Consider the following 17,141-nt stretch of genomic DNA (forward strand, 5'->3'; position numbering starts at 1 on the left):
ATTTCGTTTGTTAGAGAGTGCCATCTTCAAAAGGATTAATCTGTATGAAAAAAATTTTGCTATTCTATTTTTCCAGACGTAGCAACGTAGTAAATCGTCACCGAATGGTACTTGTGAATCAGACGTTTGTATTTTTTCTTGAAAACATTGCAGCGTCCTTTTAACTTTACCGATTACCTATACGCTAACCCGACAATGAAATATATTAAGCCAACCAAATTCAGCTACCTCCCAAAGTTTCTGATGCCGTTGGACGTATTAGGCTTATTTGAATGTGATCCGTTTGGCAGTTCGCTGTTAATCAGGCGCATACTCATTTTTATCGTAGGCTGGCTAACCTACGCCCGCTATACCGTGGTGAATCGAATTCAGATTGAAGGAACCGAAAATCTGGAAAACCTGCCCATTAACAACGTACTGTTTCTATCGAATCACCAGACATACTTTGCCGACGTAATTGCTTTCTTTCAGATTTTCTGCGCTGTGAAATGGGGATTTCAGAACACGATTGTTCCGCCCATGTATTTGTTTGGCCCACGCGCTCGCCAGTACTACGTAGCAGCTTCAGAAACCATGCAGAAAGGGTTCGTTCCCCGCGTTTTTTCGGCCATTGGTGCGTTAACCATTGAGCGTTCCTGGCGGGCCGAAGGTCGTGAAGTGCAACGTTCTGTAGATACCTCAGCCAATGATAAGATTGCCAAGGCGTTAGCGCATGGTTGGGTGGTCAGTTTTCCACAGGGTACTACCACACCGTATGCCCCTGTTCGAAAAGGCACAGGGCATCTTATAAAAAACAATGAGCCAATTGTCATTCCCGTTGTTATCAACGGCTTCCGTAGAGCATTCGACAAGAAAGGGTTGCGCTTCAAAAAACGGAATACACTGCTAACCGTACAGTTTAAGGCTCCACTTAACTATAGTCAGGATGATAGTGTTGACGATCTGGTTGCGCGGGTTCGTCACGCCATAGAGCAAGATGCACCAGAATGGTCACAGGAACAGAATCAGCCTTAACAAGACACTTCCTCAAATTTATCCAATACGTCTCTATCGATTCTCATGTTCACCTAATAAGAGAGGTATTATGAAATTATCTTCCAACGTAACAGCAGGTTTGAAAAGTATCCTGTTTCCAATCTATTTCCTGCTAATAGCTTCGCTTGCTATTAGTTGCAACAAATCATCGAAACAAACCTCCGATGGCGATTTCATGCGTGCAGTACAGGACACAAACCCACCCGTTGAGCCACTTTCGCCAGAAGTAAGTATAAAAAAAATACAATTGCCACCTGGCTATCATGTTGAACTGGTTGCCAGTGAGCCGATGGTTCAGGAACCCGTAGCCATAGCCTGGGACGGAAACGGTCGAATGTACGTAGCAGAGATGAATACGTACATGAAAGACGCGAATGCAACCGGCGAATATGAGCCAACCAGCCGAATTAAACTTCTGGAAGATACCGATGGCGATGGCAAAATGGATAAATCGACCATTTTTGTTGATAGCCTTGTTTTGCCACGTACTATTCTGCCCGTTGGAGATCAGTTGTTGGTGGGAATCACCAACGTTCAGCATATCTGGAGTTACCGGGATACAAACGGCGACGGCAAGGCCGATGAGAAGAAAATTGTTTTTCGCAACGAGGTCATGGACTCCCGTAATCTGGAACATCAGAACGGCGGGTTTCTCTGGAATGTTGACAACTGGATTTACCCGAGCCGCGATAACCTGCGGTATAAATACAAAAACGGGAAACTGATTGCCGATACGTTGGTCGATAACATGATTGGGCAATGGGGTATGACTACCGACAATTACGGTCGATTGTTTTATTCAGAAGCCGGGCCGGGCCTTCCAGCCGTACAAATACAACAGAATCCGGCCTATGGTGCCCTCAACTTTGCTGATCAATATTCGGCCGACTTTACAAAACCTTGGCCTATCATTGGTACGGTTGATGCACAGGGTGGTCGCGAAGATTTACGTCCGGAAGACAATACGCTCAAAAAATACACAGCCGGTTGCGGACAGTCGATTTTCCGGGGCGACCGCTTACCCGCCGATATGCTAGGCGATTATTTCATTCCCGAACCTGTTGGACGAATTATAAAGCGTGGCAAGGTGATTAACCGCGATGGAAAGATTTACATTGAAGATGCCTATAAAGAAAAAGACTGGCTGGCATCGGCCGATATGAATTTCAGGCCCATTAATACGTATACTGGCCCCGATGGCTGTTTTTACGTCGTCGATATGTATCACGGCATCATTCAGGAAAGCGAATGGACCAAACCCGGCTCGTATCTGGGAAAAGTGATTCAGGAGAAAGGACTCTATAAAAACCGGGGCATGGGTCGTATTTATCGCATCGTTCACGACGATTTCAAGCGTGATGATCGAAAACCAAACATGCTCAATGAGTCTAGCAGTCAGCTCGTTATGTATCTCGACCATCCAAACGGCTGGTGGCGCGATAATGCACAATTGCTTCTTATAATACGTAACGATCAATCGGTAGTGCCAACCCTGAAGCAAATCGCCTTGGGCGAAAAAGCGACATTGGCGAAATCTCCTAGCCCGCTGGCACGTATTCACGCGCTGTGGACGCTGGAAGGTGTGGACGCTATCGACAAACCAACTTTATTCAAAGCCTTTACCGATTCCGATCCGCAGGTTCGCAAAGCAGCCGTCTGGATTAGTGAAGCTTTTTTAAAGAAAAAAGACGCGGAAGTTATTGAGAAGCTGGCACCGCTCATGAACGACCCAAGCCCCGACGTTCGTATTCAATTAGCTTTGTCGCTACGTAGCAACAAAACTCCACGGACAACCGAACTGGTAAAAGCGCTGTTGGCCAACAATCCTAAAAATGAGCTGATGCAGTTTTCGTTTACTACGTTCACTGAATCGCAGAAAATGCTGGAGGCCGAGCGTGAGCGAACCCGAAACCTGAGTCCGGCAGATCGTGCGCTCGTCACTAATGGAGCAACCATATTTAAACAACTCTGTGCTACGTGTCACGGGCCCGACGGAAAAGGTGTAAAAGTGGCAGGTAGTACGCAAATGCCAGCTCCTCCGCTTGTTGGTTCACCGCGTGTTCGGGGCGATAAAACACTGGTTATTCAGCTTTTACTCAATGGCATGAAAGGACCCATCGATGGCAAAACGTATACCGATTTGATGCCAGCTATGGGCAGTAATGATGATAAATGGATTGCGTCGGTGCTGAGTTACATCCGAAATAGCAGTGAATTAGGCAATCACGCGTCAGTTGTTACGGCAAAGGAAGTTGCGGAAGTACGTGCTACAACGCCCGTTATGCCCGGCGGAATGACGCAACAGGAGCTGGAAATTTTCAAGCTTGGTCGTGCTGAGCGGACGAACTGGAACAAACCTCGTTGATACGTAGCAAAATCAAATCACTTATGACTACTACGTTCAGGAAATCATTTCTGGCTTTCGTACTCACATTCTACGTAGTAAGCGCATACGCACAAACCGCTACGTTCACCAATAAGTTTTCTATGGAGTTCGTCCTGATTCAGCCCGGCAGTATGGTTGTGGGTCGATTCAAGCCACCTTACCCTCAACCTCCAGATGTGAGTGCTACGTCTAAAAAATCGGAAGGTTTGCAATGGACAAGCAACGACTTTGCACTTGCCGAAAAGATGGCGAAACAGGATATCCAAGAGGGTTTTACCGTCAGAATAAACAAGCCTTATTACATTGGCAAATTTGAGGTAACGCAGGCGCAATGGAAGCAGGTCATGGGTAGAAATCCATCGGCATTTCAGACTGAGAAAGTGCAAGATGAGGCAGACCAGCATCCTGTAGAGCAGGTTACATGGCAGGATGTACAGAAATTCCTGACCAAACTCAATGCCCTGGACAAAAGCCATCACTACCGCTTACCTACCGAATTCGAATGGGAATATGCTGCCCGTGCTGGTGCTAACGACGATATTTCGTGGAAAGCGATCTGGGCATCGGCGCAAATGGGCTCCACAACAACTGCCAAGGTTGGGCAGAAAAAACCAAATGCGTGGGGCCTCTACGATACGTTGGGAAATGTATGGGAATGGGTGCAGGACTTTTACAACGAGAAACTCTTCGCCGACGCCGTTCCCCCTCGATCTGGAAACCAGCACGTATTGAAGGGAGCTTCGTTTGTGGGCGATGTCAAAAACGCTACGTATATGACGCATGCAGCCGGGCCGGGTAATGGCTGGGATGTTGGCTTTCGGATAGTTATGGACGTAAAGTGATTAGCCTGTTATCTTTTTTCGATATGTTTTTACAAAAACTTAGTATCCTGCTTTATTCCGTACTTGTATTCAATGTAGCGAATGCTCAGAATGGGAAAATTCCAGCAGGTTTCACACCTATTTTCAACGGCAAAAACCTGAATGGATGGCACACCAGCCGCACTTCACATCAGGGAACAACGGGCAATTTTTACGTAGAGAATGGCGTCGTTACGTTAAAACAACGCCCCTATGGGCAGGGTGGTGTTTTATTGACTAATAAGAAGTACCGGAATTTCGAACTGTATCTGGAAGCTAAAATTGACTCGTTCTGCAACGGCGGTATCTTCTTACGTTCCAGCGAAAGCGGCATGGCGTATCAGGTTGAACTGGCAACTCCGGGCGGGCTTGGTGACCTGCTCGGTGAGCGCATGAACGTGAGTAAAGGTGCCCAAGCTACAAACATCGCAACGGTGTGGAAAGCCCATAGCTGGAACGCCTTTCGCATTCGGATGGAAGGCGATATTCCACGCATTCGCCTGTGGGTAAACGATCAACTCATGTGGGACGTAATGCAACCTGTGAATGATTTTATCGCCGGTACTACGTCGGGAATGATTGGATTACAAGCGCATTGGTCGGCGGTTTATTCAAAATCGGCCGAAGCTTTCGAGATGTCTGGCTCTTGGAAACCAGATGCCGCCCACCGATTCCGGAATATTGCCATTAGAGAGCTATAAAGATGTAACGCGGACATTCTGTTTGCATAGTCATACTAGGAACTATGCAAACAGAATGTCCGCGTTACAGGTAAGTCTTACTGGATTATAACAACCAGCGAAAGAAAATATAAAGCGTAAATGAGAGCAACACCGAAACCGGAAGAGTAAGCACCCATGCCAGCGCAATGTTTCGGATTGTATCAGCCTGTAAGTTTTTAACACCTTTGCTAGCCACCATGCTTCCGGCAATACCCGACGACAATACGTGTGTGGTACTAACCGGCAGTTTTAGCCAGGAAGCAAACCCGATCATACTTGCAGCAACTAACTCCGCTGATGCTCCTTGTGCATACGTCAGGTGTTGTTTTCCGATTTTTTCACCTACCGTTACCACAATCCGGCGCCAGCCAATCATAGTACCCAGACCCAATGAAAGAGCAACCATTAGAATAACCCAGAACGGTGCATAGTCTGTGAATCGACGGAGACCACTTTCTTCACCCAGACTTTTATTCAGCAATGCCATCTGACTCGGGCTCACATTTGCCCCCTCATCGGAGGTGATTTTTTTCATATTGCTCGAAATCAGCAATAAATCTTTACGTACATTCAGCCGCTTATCGTTCGGAATTTTATTATCGACCAGCGGGGCGTTGATAAGGCTTTTTAACTCATTCAATTCGTTACGTGTCTGCACCAGCCGTTCGCGGTTTGCTGGCGAAAGCTGATTAGAATCTAACGTAGCAAGGGTTTGTTCAATAGTCGTGATATTAGCCTGCATCAGCCTTGGATCAATATCAGCTTTTACAGCGAAATGGTATGGTACAATCCCAATCAGGATCAGCATAATGAGCCCGACACCTTTTTGTCCATCATTACTACCGTGAAAAAAACTTACCAGCGAACACGTAGCGATAAGAATAGCACGAACCCACGATGGAGGTTCAGTATTCTTTTTGGGCTCTTTGAAAAGTTGGTCTTTTACATCATTTGGTACCGAACGACGTAGTATGAACATCAGCACGATTGCCAGACTGAAACCTAATAAAGGCGATAATAATAACGCTTCACCAGTTTCGATGGCCTTGTCCCAGTTGACAGCAGCGCCGGTTGTATTTTCGGGTAAGGTTGAAAAAGCAAGGCCAACGCCCAAAATTGAACCAATAAGCGTGTGTGAACTTGAACTCGGAATTCCGAAGTACCACGTACCGAGGTTCCAGATAATAGCACTGAGCAGTAGTGCCAGCACCATTGCTACGCTGTGATACACATTCTGATCTACGAGCAGTTCAACTGGAAGCAGGTTTACAATGCCCATGGCAACACCAATGCCACCCAGCAAAACGCCCGTAAAATTGCAGATACCCGACCATACTACGGCAACGGTCGGTTTTAAGGAGTTGGTGTAAATAACGGTAGCAACCGCGTTGGCTGTATCATGAAAACCGTTAACAAATTCGAAGGCACAAGCAGCAAAAAGGCTGATGAAGAGGAGGATAAAAACATCCGTTTCTAATCCAAACATACAAGGGAATATCGTCTAAAAACGGCCAGACGGTGGGTCCGTAAGCCAATGATTGCCACAAAAGTACGTCAAACTAACCAGAGCAGTATTACTAAATTGTTAACAGACAAAATCCAACCATTTGCCTATAGTTGTTTCGGGCGTTTTTGAAACGTCATAAAACGAAACGTAATGTTTCATTTTTTACCTGCTAGCTGACCGCAGGCAGCATCAATATCTTTACCTCGGCTCCGGCGCACATTGACCGTTACACCTTTATTGTCCAGAAAACCAGCAAATTTATCGAGTGTTTGTGGGTCGGTATTTTTAAAATTGGCTTCCGCAATCGGGTTATACTCAATGATATTTATCTTGGCAGGTACACGCTTGGTAAACCTCCATAGTTCCTGCGCATCCTGCAACGTATCGTTGAAATTGTAAAACAGTATATATTCGAACGTAATACGTGTGCCTGTTTTCTTGTAAAAATACCCCAGCGCATCACCCAATGCCTGCAACGTATTACTTTCGTTGATAGGCATGATCTGGTCACGTTTCTGATCGTTGGCAGCGTGCAACGATAAAGCCAGATTAAATTTAACGGCATCATCGCCCAACTGACGTATCATTTTCGCGATTCCCGCCGTAGAAACTGTAATTCGTTTTGGCGACATGCCTAACCCATCGGGCGAGGTAATTCGATCAACTGATTCCAGTACGTTCTTATAATTTAGCAAAGGCTCGCCCATTCCCATATACACGATATTGGAGAGCGGTACGTCGTAATTTTCTTTAGCCTGGCGGTCAATAGCCACTACCTGATCATAAATTTCGGCCGCATCCAGATTTCGCTTTCGATCCATATAACCTGTGGCGCAAAACTTACAAGTCAGCGAACAACCTACCTGACTCGATACGCAGGCCGTCATCCTATCCGTGTCATCGTTACGTAGCGCCGGAATCAAAACTCCTTCAACCAGATTTCCGTCAAACAAACGAAACGACGATTTAATCGTACCATCGCTGCTACGTTGTTCCTGATTGACTGTCAATGGGCGAATTTCGAAATGACTTTTCAGCAGCTCCCGCGTTGGTAACGACAGGTTGCTCATCTGCTCAAACGACGATGCTGATTTTTTCCAAAGCCACTCCTGAATTTGTTTCGCCCGAAACCCCTGCTCGCCATGTTGGCTGAGCCAGTCTTTGAGTTGCGGAGATGTTAGTTTGCGGATGTCTTGTTTCATTGTTTAAAGAGCGAAAGAGTGAAAGAACAAAAGAGTGAAGAAGGACGTATCAGCCGGAATGCCGGATCATCATTCTTTCACTCATTCACTCTTTCGCTCTTTATATTTTCTGCCCGCCATTTTTTACCAGCATCGAGACCTTTCGGAACCCAAACGGCGGCCTTGTCCATCACTTTGGGCGCAATTGGTCGTATATAAGGATAGAGAAATGCGTTTTCAGCGTAGCGGGCTGGTATTTTCACATTCATATAGCTGAACAACCAAAGGATAATACTAATTCCAAACACCCAGGTAAATAGTCCTACAACGGCTCCAGCTATACTATCAAACGTACCTAACATCGTGTATTTCAACGACCGACGTAGAGCTATGCCCATTTGGTTGACCATGATAATCGTGGGAACGAAAATCACGGAAAAACCCAATATTGGCAATACTTTCCGAGCCAGTTCACGGCTGATATATGGACTTAATAGATCGATACCAAATCCGAGAAATTTGAGCCCAACAATCATGGCTACAATAAATGCAATTATTGCCACAATCTCTACCAGAAGACCTTTACGGTATCCGTTAAATGCCCCCCATGCAAGGGGAATCAACATAAGCAGGTCGAGGGTGTTCAAATCAAAATGATTGAATTGCTGATTGATTGAATGATTGAATCATACACTCGACAATTCAATCATTCAATCAATCAATTATTGTAATAGCTGCTTTACCATAGCCGAAATCGCCTTTCCTTCTGCTTTCCCAGCCAGTTCTTTTGTAGCCACGCCCATCACCTTACCCATATCAGATGGAACAGAAGCACCAACACGGGCAATAATTGCCTGCAGTGCCACTTTAAGCTCATCTTCAGAAAGCTGTTTAGGCAGGTACTGTTCAATGATAGCAATTTCAGCTTCTTCAACGGCCAGTAAATCAGCACGATTTTGTTGACGATAAATATCGGCCGAGTCTTTCCGTTGTTTTACGGCTTTACTCAGGATGCGCGTTTCATCTTCGGTTTTAAGATCACCAGATTGGCCTTCTTTGGTTTCTTCGAGCAGAATCATCGATTTTACGGCACGTAACGCACGTAATTTATTCTGATCTTTTGCCAGCATGGCTTGCTTAATATCGGCGTCAATTTGTTGTTTTAGCGACATAATTAAAGTGCGAAAGAGTGAATGAGTGAAAGTGTGACTTACTATATGAACCTTCACTATTTCGGCAAAGTTACAAAGTCAAACAACGTAATTCGCTCTGCTTCGATAGTCCGATTTTGTTCTTTCGCTCTTTCACTCTTTAAGAAATGACTCGTTTAAGCGTTAACATCAATAAAATTGCTACGTTACGAAATGCGCGTGGCGGCAATAACCCAAATCTGGTTCAGGTCGCGCTCGACTGTGAACGCTTTGGTGCACAGGGCATTACTGTTCACCCTCGCCCCGACGAGCGGCATATTCGGTATCAGGACGTACTGGATTTGAAAGAAGTTGTCACTACCGAATTTAACATCGAAGGAAATCCCGACGAACGTTTCATTGAACTGGTTAAACGGGTTAAACCTGAACAGGTTACGTTGGTTCCTGATGCAGTAGACGCCATTACCTCCAATGCTGGATGGGACACGATACGTAACGCAGATCACCTACGTAAGCTTGTCGATACGTTTAAAGCTGATGGAATTCGCGTATCGATTTTCGTTGATGCTGATGTGAAAATGGTAGAGGGTGCCAAAGCTGTGGGTACCGACCGGATCGAATTATATACCGAACCTTATGCTGCTCACTACGTAGCAGATCGAAACGCGGCTGTAGCTCCGTTTGTGCAAGCGGCTCAGCGCGCCAGTGAACTTGGCATAGAAGTAAACGCCGGACACGATTTGAGTCTGGAAAATCTACGCTTTTTTAATGAGCAGGTACCCGGTCTGAAAGAAGTTTCGATAGGCCACGCGCTTATCTGCGATGCGCTTTATTACGGTCTCGACAACACTATCCAGATGTATCTGCGCTGCCTTCAACCAGCTTAAGCTACTTTTCGGATATGCTTACACTGGTCGAGTTGCGTGCCCAATTCGGCCAGTTATTTTTTTGAAGCACTCATCCGGCGAACTACTTCGCGTTTTTGGAAGCCAAAGTGCCAGACAGCAAACGGTACGTCCTGTTTACCAAAACAAGCTTCGCAGATGGCATTTTGGGCCGGAACCGGCACGTTGTAAACGAATAACGTATCGTTAATTTTCTGAATATTCGACATGGCCGCCTGCTTCTGTTTAGCACTGTAATAATAAGCGTCCAGAATTTCACGCTCCTTCGCATTCAGTGTTACGTTTTTCAGATCATCGACTCCGAGCAGGCGAATCTCAACGGCGTAGCGTTCGGCAATAGCCTTCGTCCGTGGCAGGTTTTGCAGTTGGCATAATTGCGCGCGTTTGGCGGGATCGGTTGTTTGCTGAAGCTGGGTAATTAGCTCTTTTTGGACAACTGAACTAATTTTTCCGCCCAGATTATCAACTGTTTCAACCAAATCGACGTCGGTGACACGTTTGATTTTCGAATCTGCGATTTCCTGCTTCAATTCGCTGGTATATTTCACACGGTCGGGGCCGCAAGCAGTTACACAAAAAGAAAGAACGAAGCAGATAATCAGAAGGCGGCTCATAAACAGAAACTTACTATAATTACGTTTCAATATTTTTAGTGGAAACAGGAACCGACTCGGCTTGGTTGCAAATAGAGCCGAACTGGCAGGATTTTCGTAATTTTGTTTTTCGATTGTTTTCCCTCGCCACATTCCAAAATTGGAATAGCGTTAAAAATCATATAACATGCTTGATCAGTTAGAAGCCATTCGCGAACGCTTCGACGAAGTATCTCAGCAAATTGTCCAGCCCGAGGTTGTCTCTGACCAGAAGCGGTTTATGAAGCTGAGTAAGGAATATAAAGATTTAGAAAAGATAGTTGTTCAGTATCAGGCGTATAAGCAACTACTCGAAGAAATCGACAACGCAAAGCAAATCATTGCGACCGAAAAAGACGAAGATTTTCGGGACATGGCCAAAGCGGAACTGGATGAACTTATCCCGCGTCGGGAACCATTGGAAGAAGTTCTCAAAGAGATGCTGATTCCGAAAGACCCGAACGATAGCAAAAATGTAATTCTCGAAATCAGGGGCGGCACTGGTGGCGACGAAGCTGCTATTTTCGCAGGCGATATTTTCCGTATGTACCAGCGTTTCTGCGAAAAAATGGGCTGGCGCATGTCACTCGTCGATTATACCGAAGGTACGTCGGGCGGCTACAAAGAGATTATTACCGAAATTGAAGGCGAGGATGTATACGGCAAACTGAAATTCGAGTCGGGTGTACACCGTGTGCAACGTGTACCTGCTACTGAAACGCAGGGACGTATTCACACATCGGCAGCCAGCGTGGCGGTACTGCCCGAAGCCGAAGAGGTAGACGTAGAGCTGAACATGAACGACATTCGAAAAGATACGTTCTGTTCGTCGGGGGCGGGCGGTCAGTCGGTAAACACTACGTATTCGGCAGTACGTCTGACCCACATTCCTACGGGTTTGGTGGTGCAATGTCAGGACGAACGTTCGCAGTTGAAAAACTTCGACAAAGCGCTAACCGTACTACGTTCGCGGTTGTACGAAATTGAGTTGCAGAAACATAATGACGCGATTGCTTCACAACGTAAAACCATGGTAGGAAGTGGCGACCGTTCGGATAAGATACGTACCTATAACTATCCGCAGAGCCGCGTAACAGACCATCGCATTGGGCTTACAGTCTATAATCTCACCGCTGTTATGGACGGTGATATCGGCGACTTCATAGAGCAACTACGTATTGCCGAGAACGCCGAGCGGCTAAAAGAAGGCGCAACTGCATAATAACAACCTCCAGACTGTTTGTCTTAAAAGCACAACGCCTAGATTTTGTCTAGGCGTTGTGCTTTTAAAAGTTATCTCTCAAATTAAGTCGGCAAATTAGTCAAACAATAAGTTACGGTTGTTACGTATAGCGTTGGCTATAGACTATACTTGCAGACGTATAACTATCTGTTTATGAAAATCTTTCTGGTTGAAGATGAGGAGCGGCTGGCTTCGTTTATCCGCAAAGGCATGTCGGCCGAAGGGTATGACGTAGAAATTGCCTACGACGGGCAAACCGGTTTGTCCTTGTTTCGGAAGGATATTTATGATATTGTGATTCTGGATGTGAATCTTCCGCACATGAATGGCTTTGATTTATGTCGCTTGATCCGAGCCGAAAATGAAACGATTCCTGTGTTGATGCTAACCGCCCTAGACAGTCTGGCCGATAAATCGGATGGCTTCAATGCTGGTGCAGATGATTATTTATCAAAACCATTTGAGTTTCAGGAATTGCTGCTACGTGTTCGGGCATTAACCCGACGAAATAGCCCTAAACAGAAGCAAATACTTCGACTGGCCGATTTAGAACTGACCCTCGACACACAAACGGTCACTCGGTCGGGGAAACGTATTGATCTCACCACGCGTGAATACGCCCTGATGGAATATATGATGCTAAATAAAGGAAAAATCATTTCGCGGATCGATATCAGTGAGCGAGTCTGGAATCTGAATTTCGACAGCAATACCAATGTTATTGATGTGTATGTCAGCTATTTGCGCAAGAAAATAGATAAAGATTTTTCACCCAAGCTTTTGCATACCATTGTTGGAATGGGTTATATTCTCCGTGAAGGCTAAACCGTACAGGATGTATAATATATGGAAGATGATGTATGACAATTTATTACGACTAAGGCCGACATAGTACTACATAGATTACGCATCATATATCTTATCCACATTAAAACATGCTTATACGAAATCGGCTGACTATTATTTTCACATTGCTGGCAGTAGCGATTCAGATTACTCTTTCGCTACTAGTTTGGTACTTCTATTCATTATATAGGCAGGAGGAATTTTATAGCAGGCTGGAAGGTAAAGCCCGTGTGGTTGGACGAGTATTGATTTCCCGGCGGCACCTGCACGATGATTTTTTTAAGAATATGGTACGTACCGATTTGCTTACCATCGTGGATGAGCAAATTAACATTTACGATAGCCAACGTAACATGGTATTTACCAACCGGGCACTGAAAGAGTCTGACTATTATAAAGAAAAAATACCACAGCTTACCACTGAAGTACTGGTCGAATTTAAGAGCGGTCATCTCGAGTCGATCATGATGCCTTATCGTGATCGTGGGCAGTTATTTTACATTTTTGCGTCTGGTTATGATCGGATTGGCTTTGCGAAATTAGGCACACTACAGCAAATCCTGCTATTGGCTAACCTGCTCGGTTTTGCATTAATTGTACTCGCAGGTTGGTATTTTTCGGGAAGAGTACTCAAGCCTATCGCTCAGATTGTGGATGAAGTCGAGCAGATTTCCGCTTTTGATTTGCATAAACGGGTACACGAAGGAAATCAGCGGGACGAAATCGCCCAAATCGCCATGACTTTCAATCAGATGCTTTTTCGACTACAGGATGCTTTCGTTTCCCAACGTAGCTTTGTTTCGCAAGCCTCTCACGAACTCCGCACGCCGTTAACCAATACATTAGGAACATTAGAAACCTCGCTACGTTACGACCAGAATCCGGCCGACTGGCGTGAGAGTATGGAAATTGCCGTTGAAGAATTAAAAAAAGTAATTACCCTTACAAACGGTTTGCTCGCTTTAGCCAAGGTTACCGACGGAACTGTTCCGATGACGGCGGTTCAGGTTGACGACTGCCTGTTAACCGCCATTGGGCAGGTTCAAACCAAGTATCCGGGTCGCAATCTGCCGCTTCAATTTATAACAAAAGAAGACGAGTCATTTACCGTGAAAGGCAACGCTACGTTACTCACAACAGCCTTACTGAACGTAGTGGATAATGCTTGTAAATACTCGGGTGAGGCTGTTTCCATAAAACTACAAGCAAAGAGAAATTATATAATTCTGACAGTAACTGATACAGGACGAGGTATTGATGAAGCGGATCTCGCTCACATTCTTGATCCGTTGTTTCGGGGTAAAAACGTAGAAGGCCAGCCTGGTTATGGAATCGGTCTTGCCTTAACACAGAAAATTATAGACTTACATCAGGGGGCAATCCGGATAACTTCACTGCTCAATAAAGGAACAACGATTTCTATTGAGCTACCTAAACCCCTTTAGATAGATTATACACTACCTAGCGGCTACCTTCGCTGCTGCTACGTTAAGGGCATAGATAATATGCGGACTACGCTAATGCGACTGGCTATTTAGGCTGAACCGCGCAAATCAGACCATAGTCTAACCCCGTCGAAATCGCACTATTGGTCGGCGTCAACCCAGCCTTTACAAACCAACTCTGATATTCTGCCCGACTGTAGCAACGTCCTTTCGTACCCCAGAACAATTGAGCCGAATAATCAGTAACGGCCAATGGCCCATCCAGACTGTCGTTTAAAAAAGCGTCATGCACCCACAGTTCGCCATCAGGACGTAAAGCCTCAGCAAATCGGTTAGCCAGTAATTGGCAGGTAGATGTCGGCCAGTCGTGAAACAAGCTGGCTGCCAGAAGAATATCTACTTTTGGGAGCGTATCAGTTAACATATCACCCGCCAGAAACGTGACCCGTGCCGCAACGCTTTTAGCACCTTCTCTATTAGTCAGGGCAAACTCATGGAGCAGTTCCTCAGCTACTGCCAGCACCGCAGGACGGTCAAAAATCGTAGCTGTTGAGGTAGGATTTTTTAGCAGCCACTCATAGGTATATAAACCCGTACCACCCGCTACGTCTAGTAAATGGCCCTGCCGCTGCGTAATTTTAGACGCTACGATGGGCGACAAATGCCGAGCGCGTCCGGCCAGTCCTAACGTAAATTTACGGGATAGCTCAGGATCATCCATTGGAGAAGGGTCTTCACCTTCTTTGACATAGGAGATTCCATCCGGCGTTTCCAGTGGGCCATCGTTCTGGAGCCGAACGCCCATTTCAATTACCCCCGCATCATCTTTTTCCAGACCAACATAGCCTGTCAGATTAGGCGTACTGCTTTGGATCAAGTAGTGACCAAGCTCCGTAATGCCAAGTTCGCCAGCCTGATTATAAGCCAGCAAGTCCATCGCGCATAAAGCAGGGAAGAGCACATTAGCTGGTCGCTCATTCAGGTTAAGTCGTTTGCTTAGCTCAGCTACTGAAAGTGCTCCATTCGCTAACGTTTCAAAAACAGGTATGTGATGAACAGCTACAATTAAAAGCCGGGAACCATACATAGCCCGTAAATGGCGGGTAATAGGAGAAAGGTCAAGGTAATCGGACATCGAGTTGAAAATTACAGGATTCTATGCTGTAAGAGAATTAGCTGTCCGTAACTACTTCAAAATATTCCAGCGCATCAGGCCAACTTTTGTTAGAAAATAGAAAAGCGATGTACGTAGCACCCCTAGGCCATAAATCGAGCTTCGACGGAAATTGATAGACGATGCTTCTTCGAAATATTTTGTGGGGCAGGTCACTTCAGCAATTTCAAAATTCTTATAGAAAATCTGAGCGATCATCTCATTATCGAAAATGAAGTCGTCGGAGTTATGGGTAAAATCTAAACTACGTATCACATCTCCCGAAAAAGCTCTATAACCCGTATGATACTCAGACAATTTCTGATTCATCAACAGATTTTGCGCAAAGGTCAGAAAGCGATTGGCAATGTATTTATACATCGGCATCCCCCCTTTCAAGGCACCTTTACCTAATATTCGGGACGCAAACACAACCGGATATAGCCCATTGCCAATTATAGAAATCATGGCTGGTAACAACATGGGCGTATACTGATAGTCGGGATGAAGCATTACCACAATGTCGGCACCGAGTTCAAGGGCTTTGGCGTAACAGGTTTTCTGATTTCCACCGTAACCCCGGTTATTATCGTGCCGAATCACGTGCCGAATGCCTAACTGACGTGCAATCTCCACCGTATTGTCGGGGCTAGCGTCGTCAACCAAAATAACCTCATCAACTAAATCGAGCGGAATTTCACGATACGTCCGCTCCAGGGTTAAGGCTGCCCGATAGGCAGGCATCACTACAACTACTTTTTTGTTGTTAAACATAGTTCAAAAGTAAGGGGTCAACAGCATCATGCCAATAATTTTAGCCGCCCTTGCCAGTTCCTTACATCAATTGGATGTAGATTTGTCAGTTAACCAGAGGAATACCAGCCTAAACCTAATTTTTGCGCTTTAAATCTGTACTATCTCAAACTACAAATGACGCAATTACAGACCAGAATCCATATTGATCGATATTCTTGCCTCTGTAATTCGTAACCATAACCATGCTGTCAAGCGAAACAGTTTTTTTTCTCGCGTTTGCTACGTTCGTTCTCTTTATCATGGCTTTAGACCTTGGCGCTTTTTCGAAACGCCAGAGTCACGTTGTTGAATTTAAAGAGGCCGCTATCTGGAGTGCCATCTGGGTTGCTCTATCTATCACTTTCTATTTTTTCCTTAAAAATTTCGGTTACCTCGTTCACGGAATCGATACGTTTGCCCGGCTTCAGGAAGTCCAGAATAAGTACGCAGGCCACGTCGAATTAATACCCGGCAATTTTGCGGCCAGTTTAGCACGCTTTCAAAATAATATGGCATTGGAGTATATCACCGGCTATCTGGTAGAGTACTCACTTTCGGCCGACAACATCTTTGTCTTTATCTTGATTTTCAACTCATTCGGCCTACGCGAACGGTATTATAAGAAAGTACTTGTGTGGGGCATTCTGGGTGCAATTGTGCTCCGATTCATTTTCATTTTTGTTGGTTCAGCCCTGATTCAGCGGTTCGAATGGATTCTCTATCTGTTTGGTCTATTCCTGGTCTATACTGGATTTCAGCTCTTTTTTCAGAAAGACGAAGACGAAAAAATCGAACCTTCAAAGCATCCTGTCGTACGATTTGTCAGTAAATACCTCAACGTTTACCGACGTAACGTAACTGATAATTTCTTCGTCCGCCGGAAATCTGACAATAAGCTATTTGTTACGCCCCTTTTCATCATTGTCATTGTTGTATCGTGTACTGATCTGGTTTTCGCCGTCGACTCCATCCCGGCTATATTCTCCATTACAAAAGATCCGTATATCGTTTTTTTCTCGAACGTATTTGCCATAATGGGGCTTCGTTCGATGTTTTTCTTCCTATCGAGCATCATGGATCAATTCCGATTCCTGAAAGTTGGTCTGGCTGTGCTCCTAACCTTTATTGGTGCTAAAATGCTGGGCGAACACTGGCTGGCGGAATACGGCTTTAAACCTGTTTACTCGCTCTATATAATTATTAGCATATTGACAATCAGCGTCTTGTCTTCCTGGCTCATTCCAGAAAAGAAAGAAGAAGCATAAATAGCAAACCTTCGT

16 protein-coding genes are annotated in these 17,141 nt (G+C 45.3%); 9 read left to right on the plus strand and 7 right to left on the minus strand.

Annotation, left to right across the window (positions count from 1 at the left end):
- Positions 1–195 precede the first annotated feature (195 nt).
- The 4 genes from ACYVD4_RS03270 to ACYVD4_RS03285 all read left to right on the plus strand — a co-directional run bounded on the left by ACYVD4_RS03270 (position 196) and on the right by ACYVD4_RS03285 (position 4,982).
- Positions 196–1,014 (plus strand): lysophospholipid acyltransferase family protein, encoded by an 819-nt coding sequence (locus ACYVD4_RS03270; RefSeq protein ID WP_460942353.1) that lies wholly within the window; start codon positions 196–198, stop codon positions 1,012–1,014.
- Between the two features lie 70 nt (positions 1,015–1,084).
- Entirely contained in the window at positions 1,085–3,400 is a 2,316-nt protein-coding gene (locus tag ACYVD4_RS03275; RefSeq protein WP_460942355.1) for a DUF7133 domain-containing protein, read from the plus strand.
- A 23-nt stretch (positions 3,401–3,423) separates the two neighbouring features.
- Positions 3,424–4,263, plus strand: a complete 840-nt coding sequence (locus tag ACYVD4_RS03280; protein WP_460942357.1) for a formylglycine-generating enzyme family protein — start codon at positions 3,424–3,426, stop codon at positions 4,261–4,263.
- A gap of 23 nt (positions 4,264–4,286) precedes the next feature.
- Positions 4,287–4,982 (plus strand): 3-keto-disaccharide hydrolase, encoded by a 696-nt coding sequence (locus ACYVD4_RS03285; protein WP_460942359.1) that lies wholly within the window; start codon positions 4,287–4,289, stop codon positions 4,980–4,982.
- Between the two features lie 85 nt (positions 4,983–5,067).
- Here ACYVD4_RS03285 and ACYVD4_RS03290 read toward each other — a convergent pair whose 3' ends face one another.
- From ACYVD4_RS03290 to ACYVD4_RS03305, 4 genes are all read right to left on the minus strand, one after another.
- Positions 5,068–6,489: an inorganic phosphate transporter gene (locus ACYVD4_RS03290; protein ID WP_460942361.1), complete on the minus strand. Its 1,422-nt coding sequence runs from the start codon at positions 6,487–6,489 to the stop codon at positions 5,068–5,070.
- Between the two features lie 176 nt (positions 6,490–6,665).
- The gene (gene rlmN / locus ACYVD4_RS03295; protein ID WP_460942363.1) at positions 6,666–7,712 is read right to left on the minus strand and encodes a dual-specificity RNA methyltransferase RlmN; all 1,047 of its coding nucleotides are present in this window, start codon (positions 7,710–7,712) and stop codon (positions 6,666–6,668) included.
- A 77-nt stretch (positions 7,713–7,789) separates the two neighbouring features.
- Positions 7,790–8,317: a CvpA family protein gene (locus tag ACYVD4_RS03300; protein WP_460942365.1), complete on the minus strand. Its 528-nt coding sequence runs from the start codon at positions 8,315–8,317 to the stop codon at positions 7,790–7,792.
- Positions 8,318–8,413: 96 nt separating this feature from the next.
- On the minus strand, positions 8,414–8,863 hold the full coding sequence (locus tag ACYVD4_RS03305) for a GatB/YqeY domain-containing protein (protein WP_460942367.1): 450 nt from the start codon (positions 8,861–8,863) through the stop codon (positions 8,414–8,416).
- 146 nt (positions 8,864–9,009) lie between these two features.
- On the opposite strand from ACYVD4_RS03305, the gene ACYVD4_RS03310 reads away from it, so the two are divergent.
- The gene (locus ACYVD4_RS03310; RefSeq protein ID WP_460942369.1) at positions 9,010–9,729 is read left to right on the plus strand and encodes a pyridoxine 5'-phosphate synthase; all 720 of its coding nucleotides are present in this window, start codon (positions 9,010–9,012) and stop codon (positions 9,727–9,729) included.
- A 53-nt stretch (positions 9,730–9,782) separates the two neighbouring features.
- Here the strand turns inward: ACYVD4_RS03310 and ACYVD4_RS03315 are convergent, their stop codons facing one another.
- Positions 9,783–10,361: a hypothetical protein gene (locus tag ACYVD4_RS03315; protein ID WP_460942371.1), complete on the minus strand. Its 579-nt coding sequence runs from the start codon at positions 10,359–10,361 to the stop codon at positions 9,783–9,785.
- 166 nt (positions 10,362–10,527) lie between these two features.
- On the opposite strand from ACYVD4_RS03315, the gene prfA reads away from it, so the two are divergent.
- The 3 genes from prfA (at position 10,528) to ACYVD4_RS03330 (ending at position 13,913) form a co-directional block, all read left to right on the plus strand.
- Positions 10,528–11,601 carry a peptide chain release factor 1 gene (gene prfA, locus ACYVD4_RS03320; RefSeq protein ID WP_460942373.1) on the plus strand — a complete coding sequence of 358 codons (1,074 nt, stop codon included), beginning with the start codon at positions 10,528–10,530 and terminating at the stop codon, positions 11,599–11,601.
- A gap of 174 nt (positions 11,602–11,775) precedes the next feature.
- Positions 11,776–12,447 carry a response regulator transcription factor gene (locus ACYVD4_RS03325; RefSeq protein ID WP_460942375.1) on the plus strand — a complete coding sequence of 224 codons (672 nt, stop codon included), beginning with the start codon at positions 11,776–11,778 and terminating at the stop codon, positions 12,445–12,447.
- A 110-nt stretch (positions 12,448–12,557) separates the two neighbouring features.
- The gene (locus tag ACYVD4_RS03330) at positions 12,558–13,913 is read left to right on the plus strand and encodes a sensor histidine kinase (RefSeq protein ID WP_460942377.1); all 1,356 of its coding nucleotides are present in this window, start codon (positions 12,558–12,560) and stop codon (positions 13,911–13,913) included.
- Between the two features lie 85 nt (positions 13,914–13,998).
- Here ACYVD4_RS03330 and ACYVD4_RS03335 read toward each other — a convergent pair whose 3' ends face one another.
- Complete coding sequence (locus tag ACYVD4_RS03335) at positions 13,999–15,048, minus strand: methyltransferase (protein WP_460942379.1); 1,050 nt, start codon at positions 15,046–15,048, stop codon at positions 13,999–14,001.
- A 51-nt stretch (positions 15,049–15,099) separates the two neighbouring features.
- Entirely contained in the window at positions 15,100–15,840 is a 741-nt protein-coding gene (locus ACYVD4_RS03340; RefSeq protein WP_460942381.1) for a glycosyltransferase family 2 protein, read from the minus strand.
- Positions 15,841–16,064: 224 nt separating this feature from the next.
- Here ACYVD4_RS03340 and ACYVD4_RS03345 point away from each other — a divergent pair, with 224 nt between their 5' ends.
- Entirely contained in the window at positions 16,065–17,126 is a 1,062-nt protein-coding gene (locus ACYVD4_RS03345; protein ID WP_460942383.1) for a TerC/Alx family metal homeostasis membrane protein, read from the plus strand.
- The last annotated feature ends 15 nt before the right edge of the window (positions 17,127–17,141 follow it).

The organism is Spirosoma daeguense, from assembly GCF_054776875.1.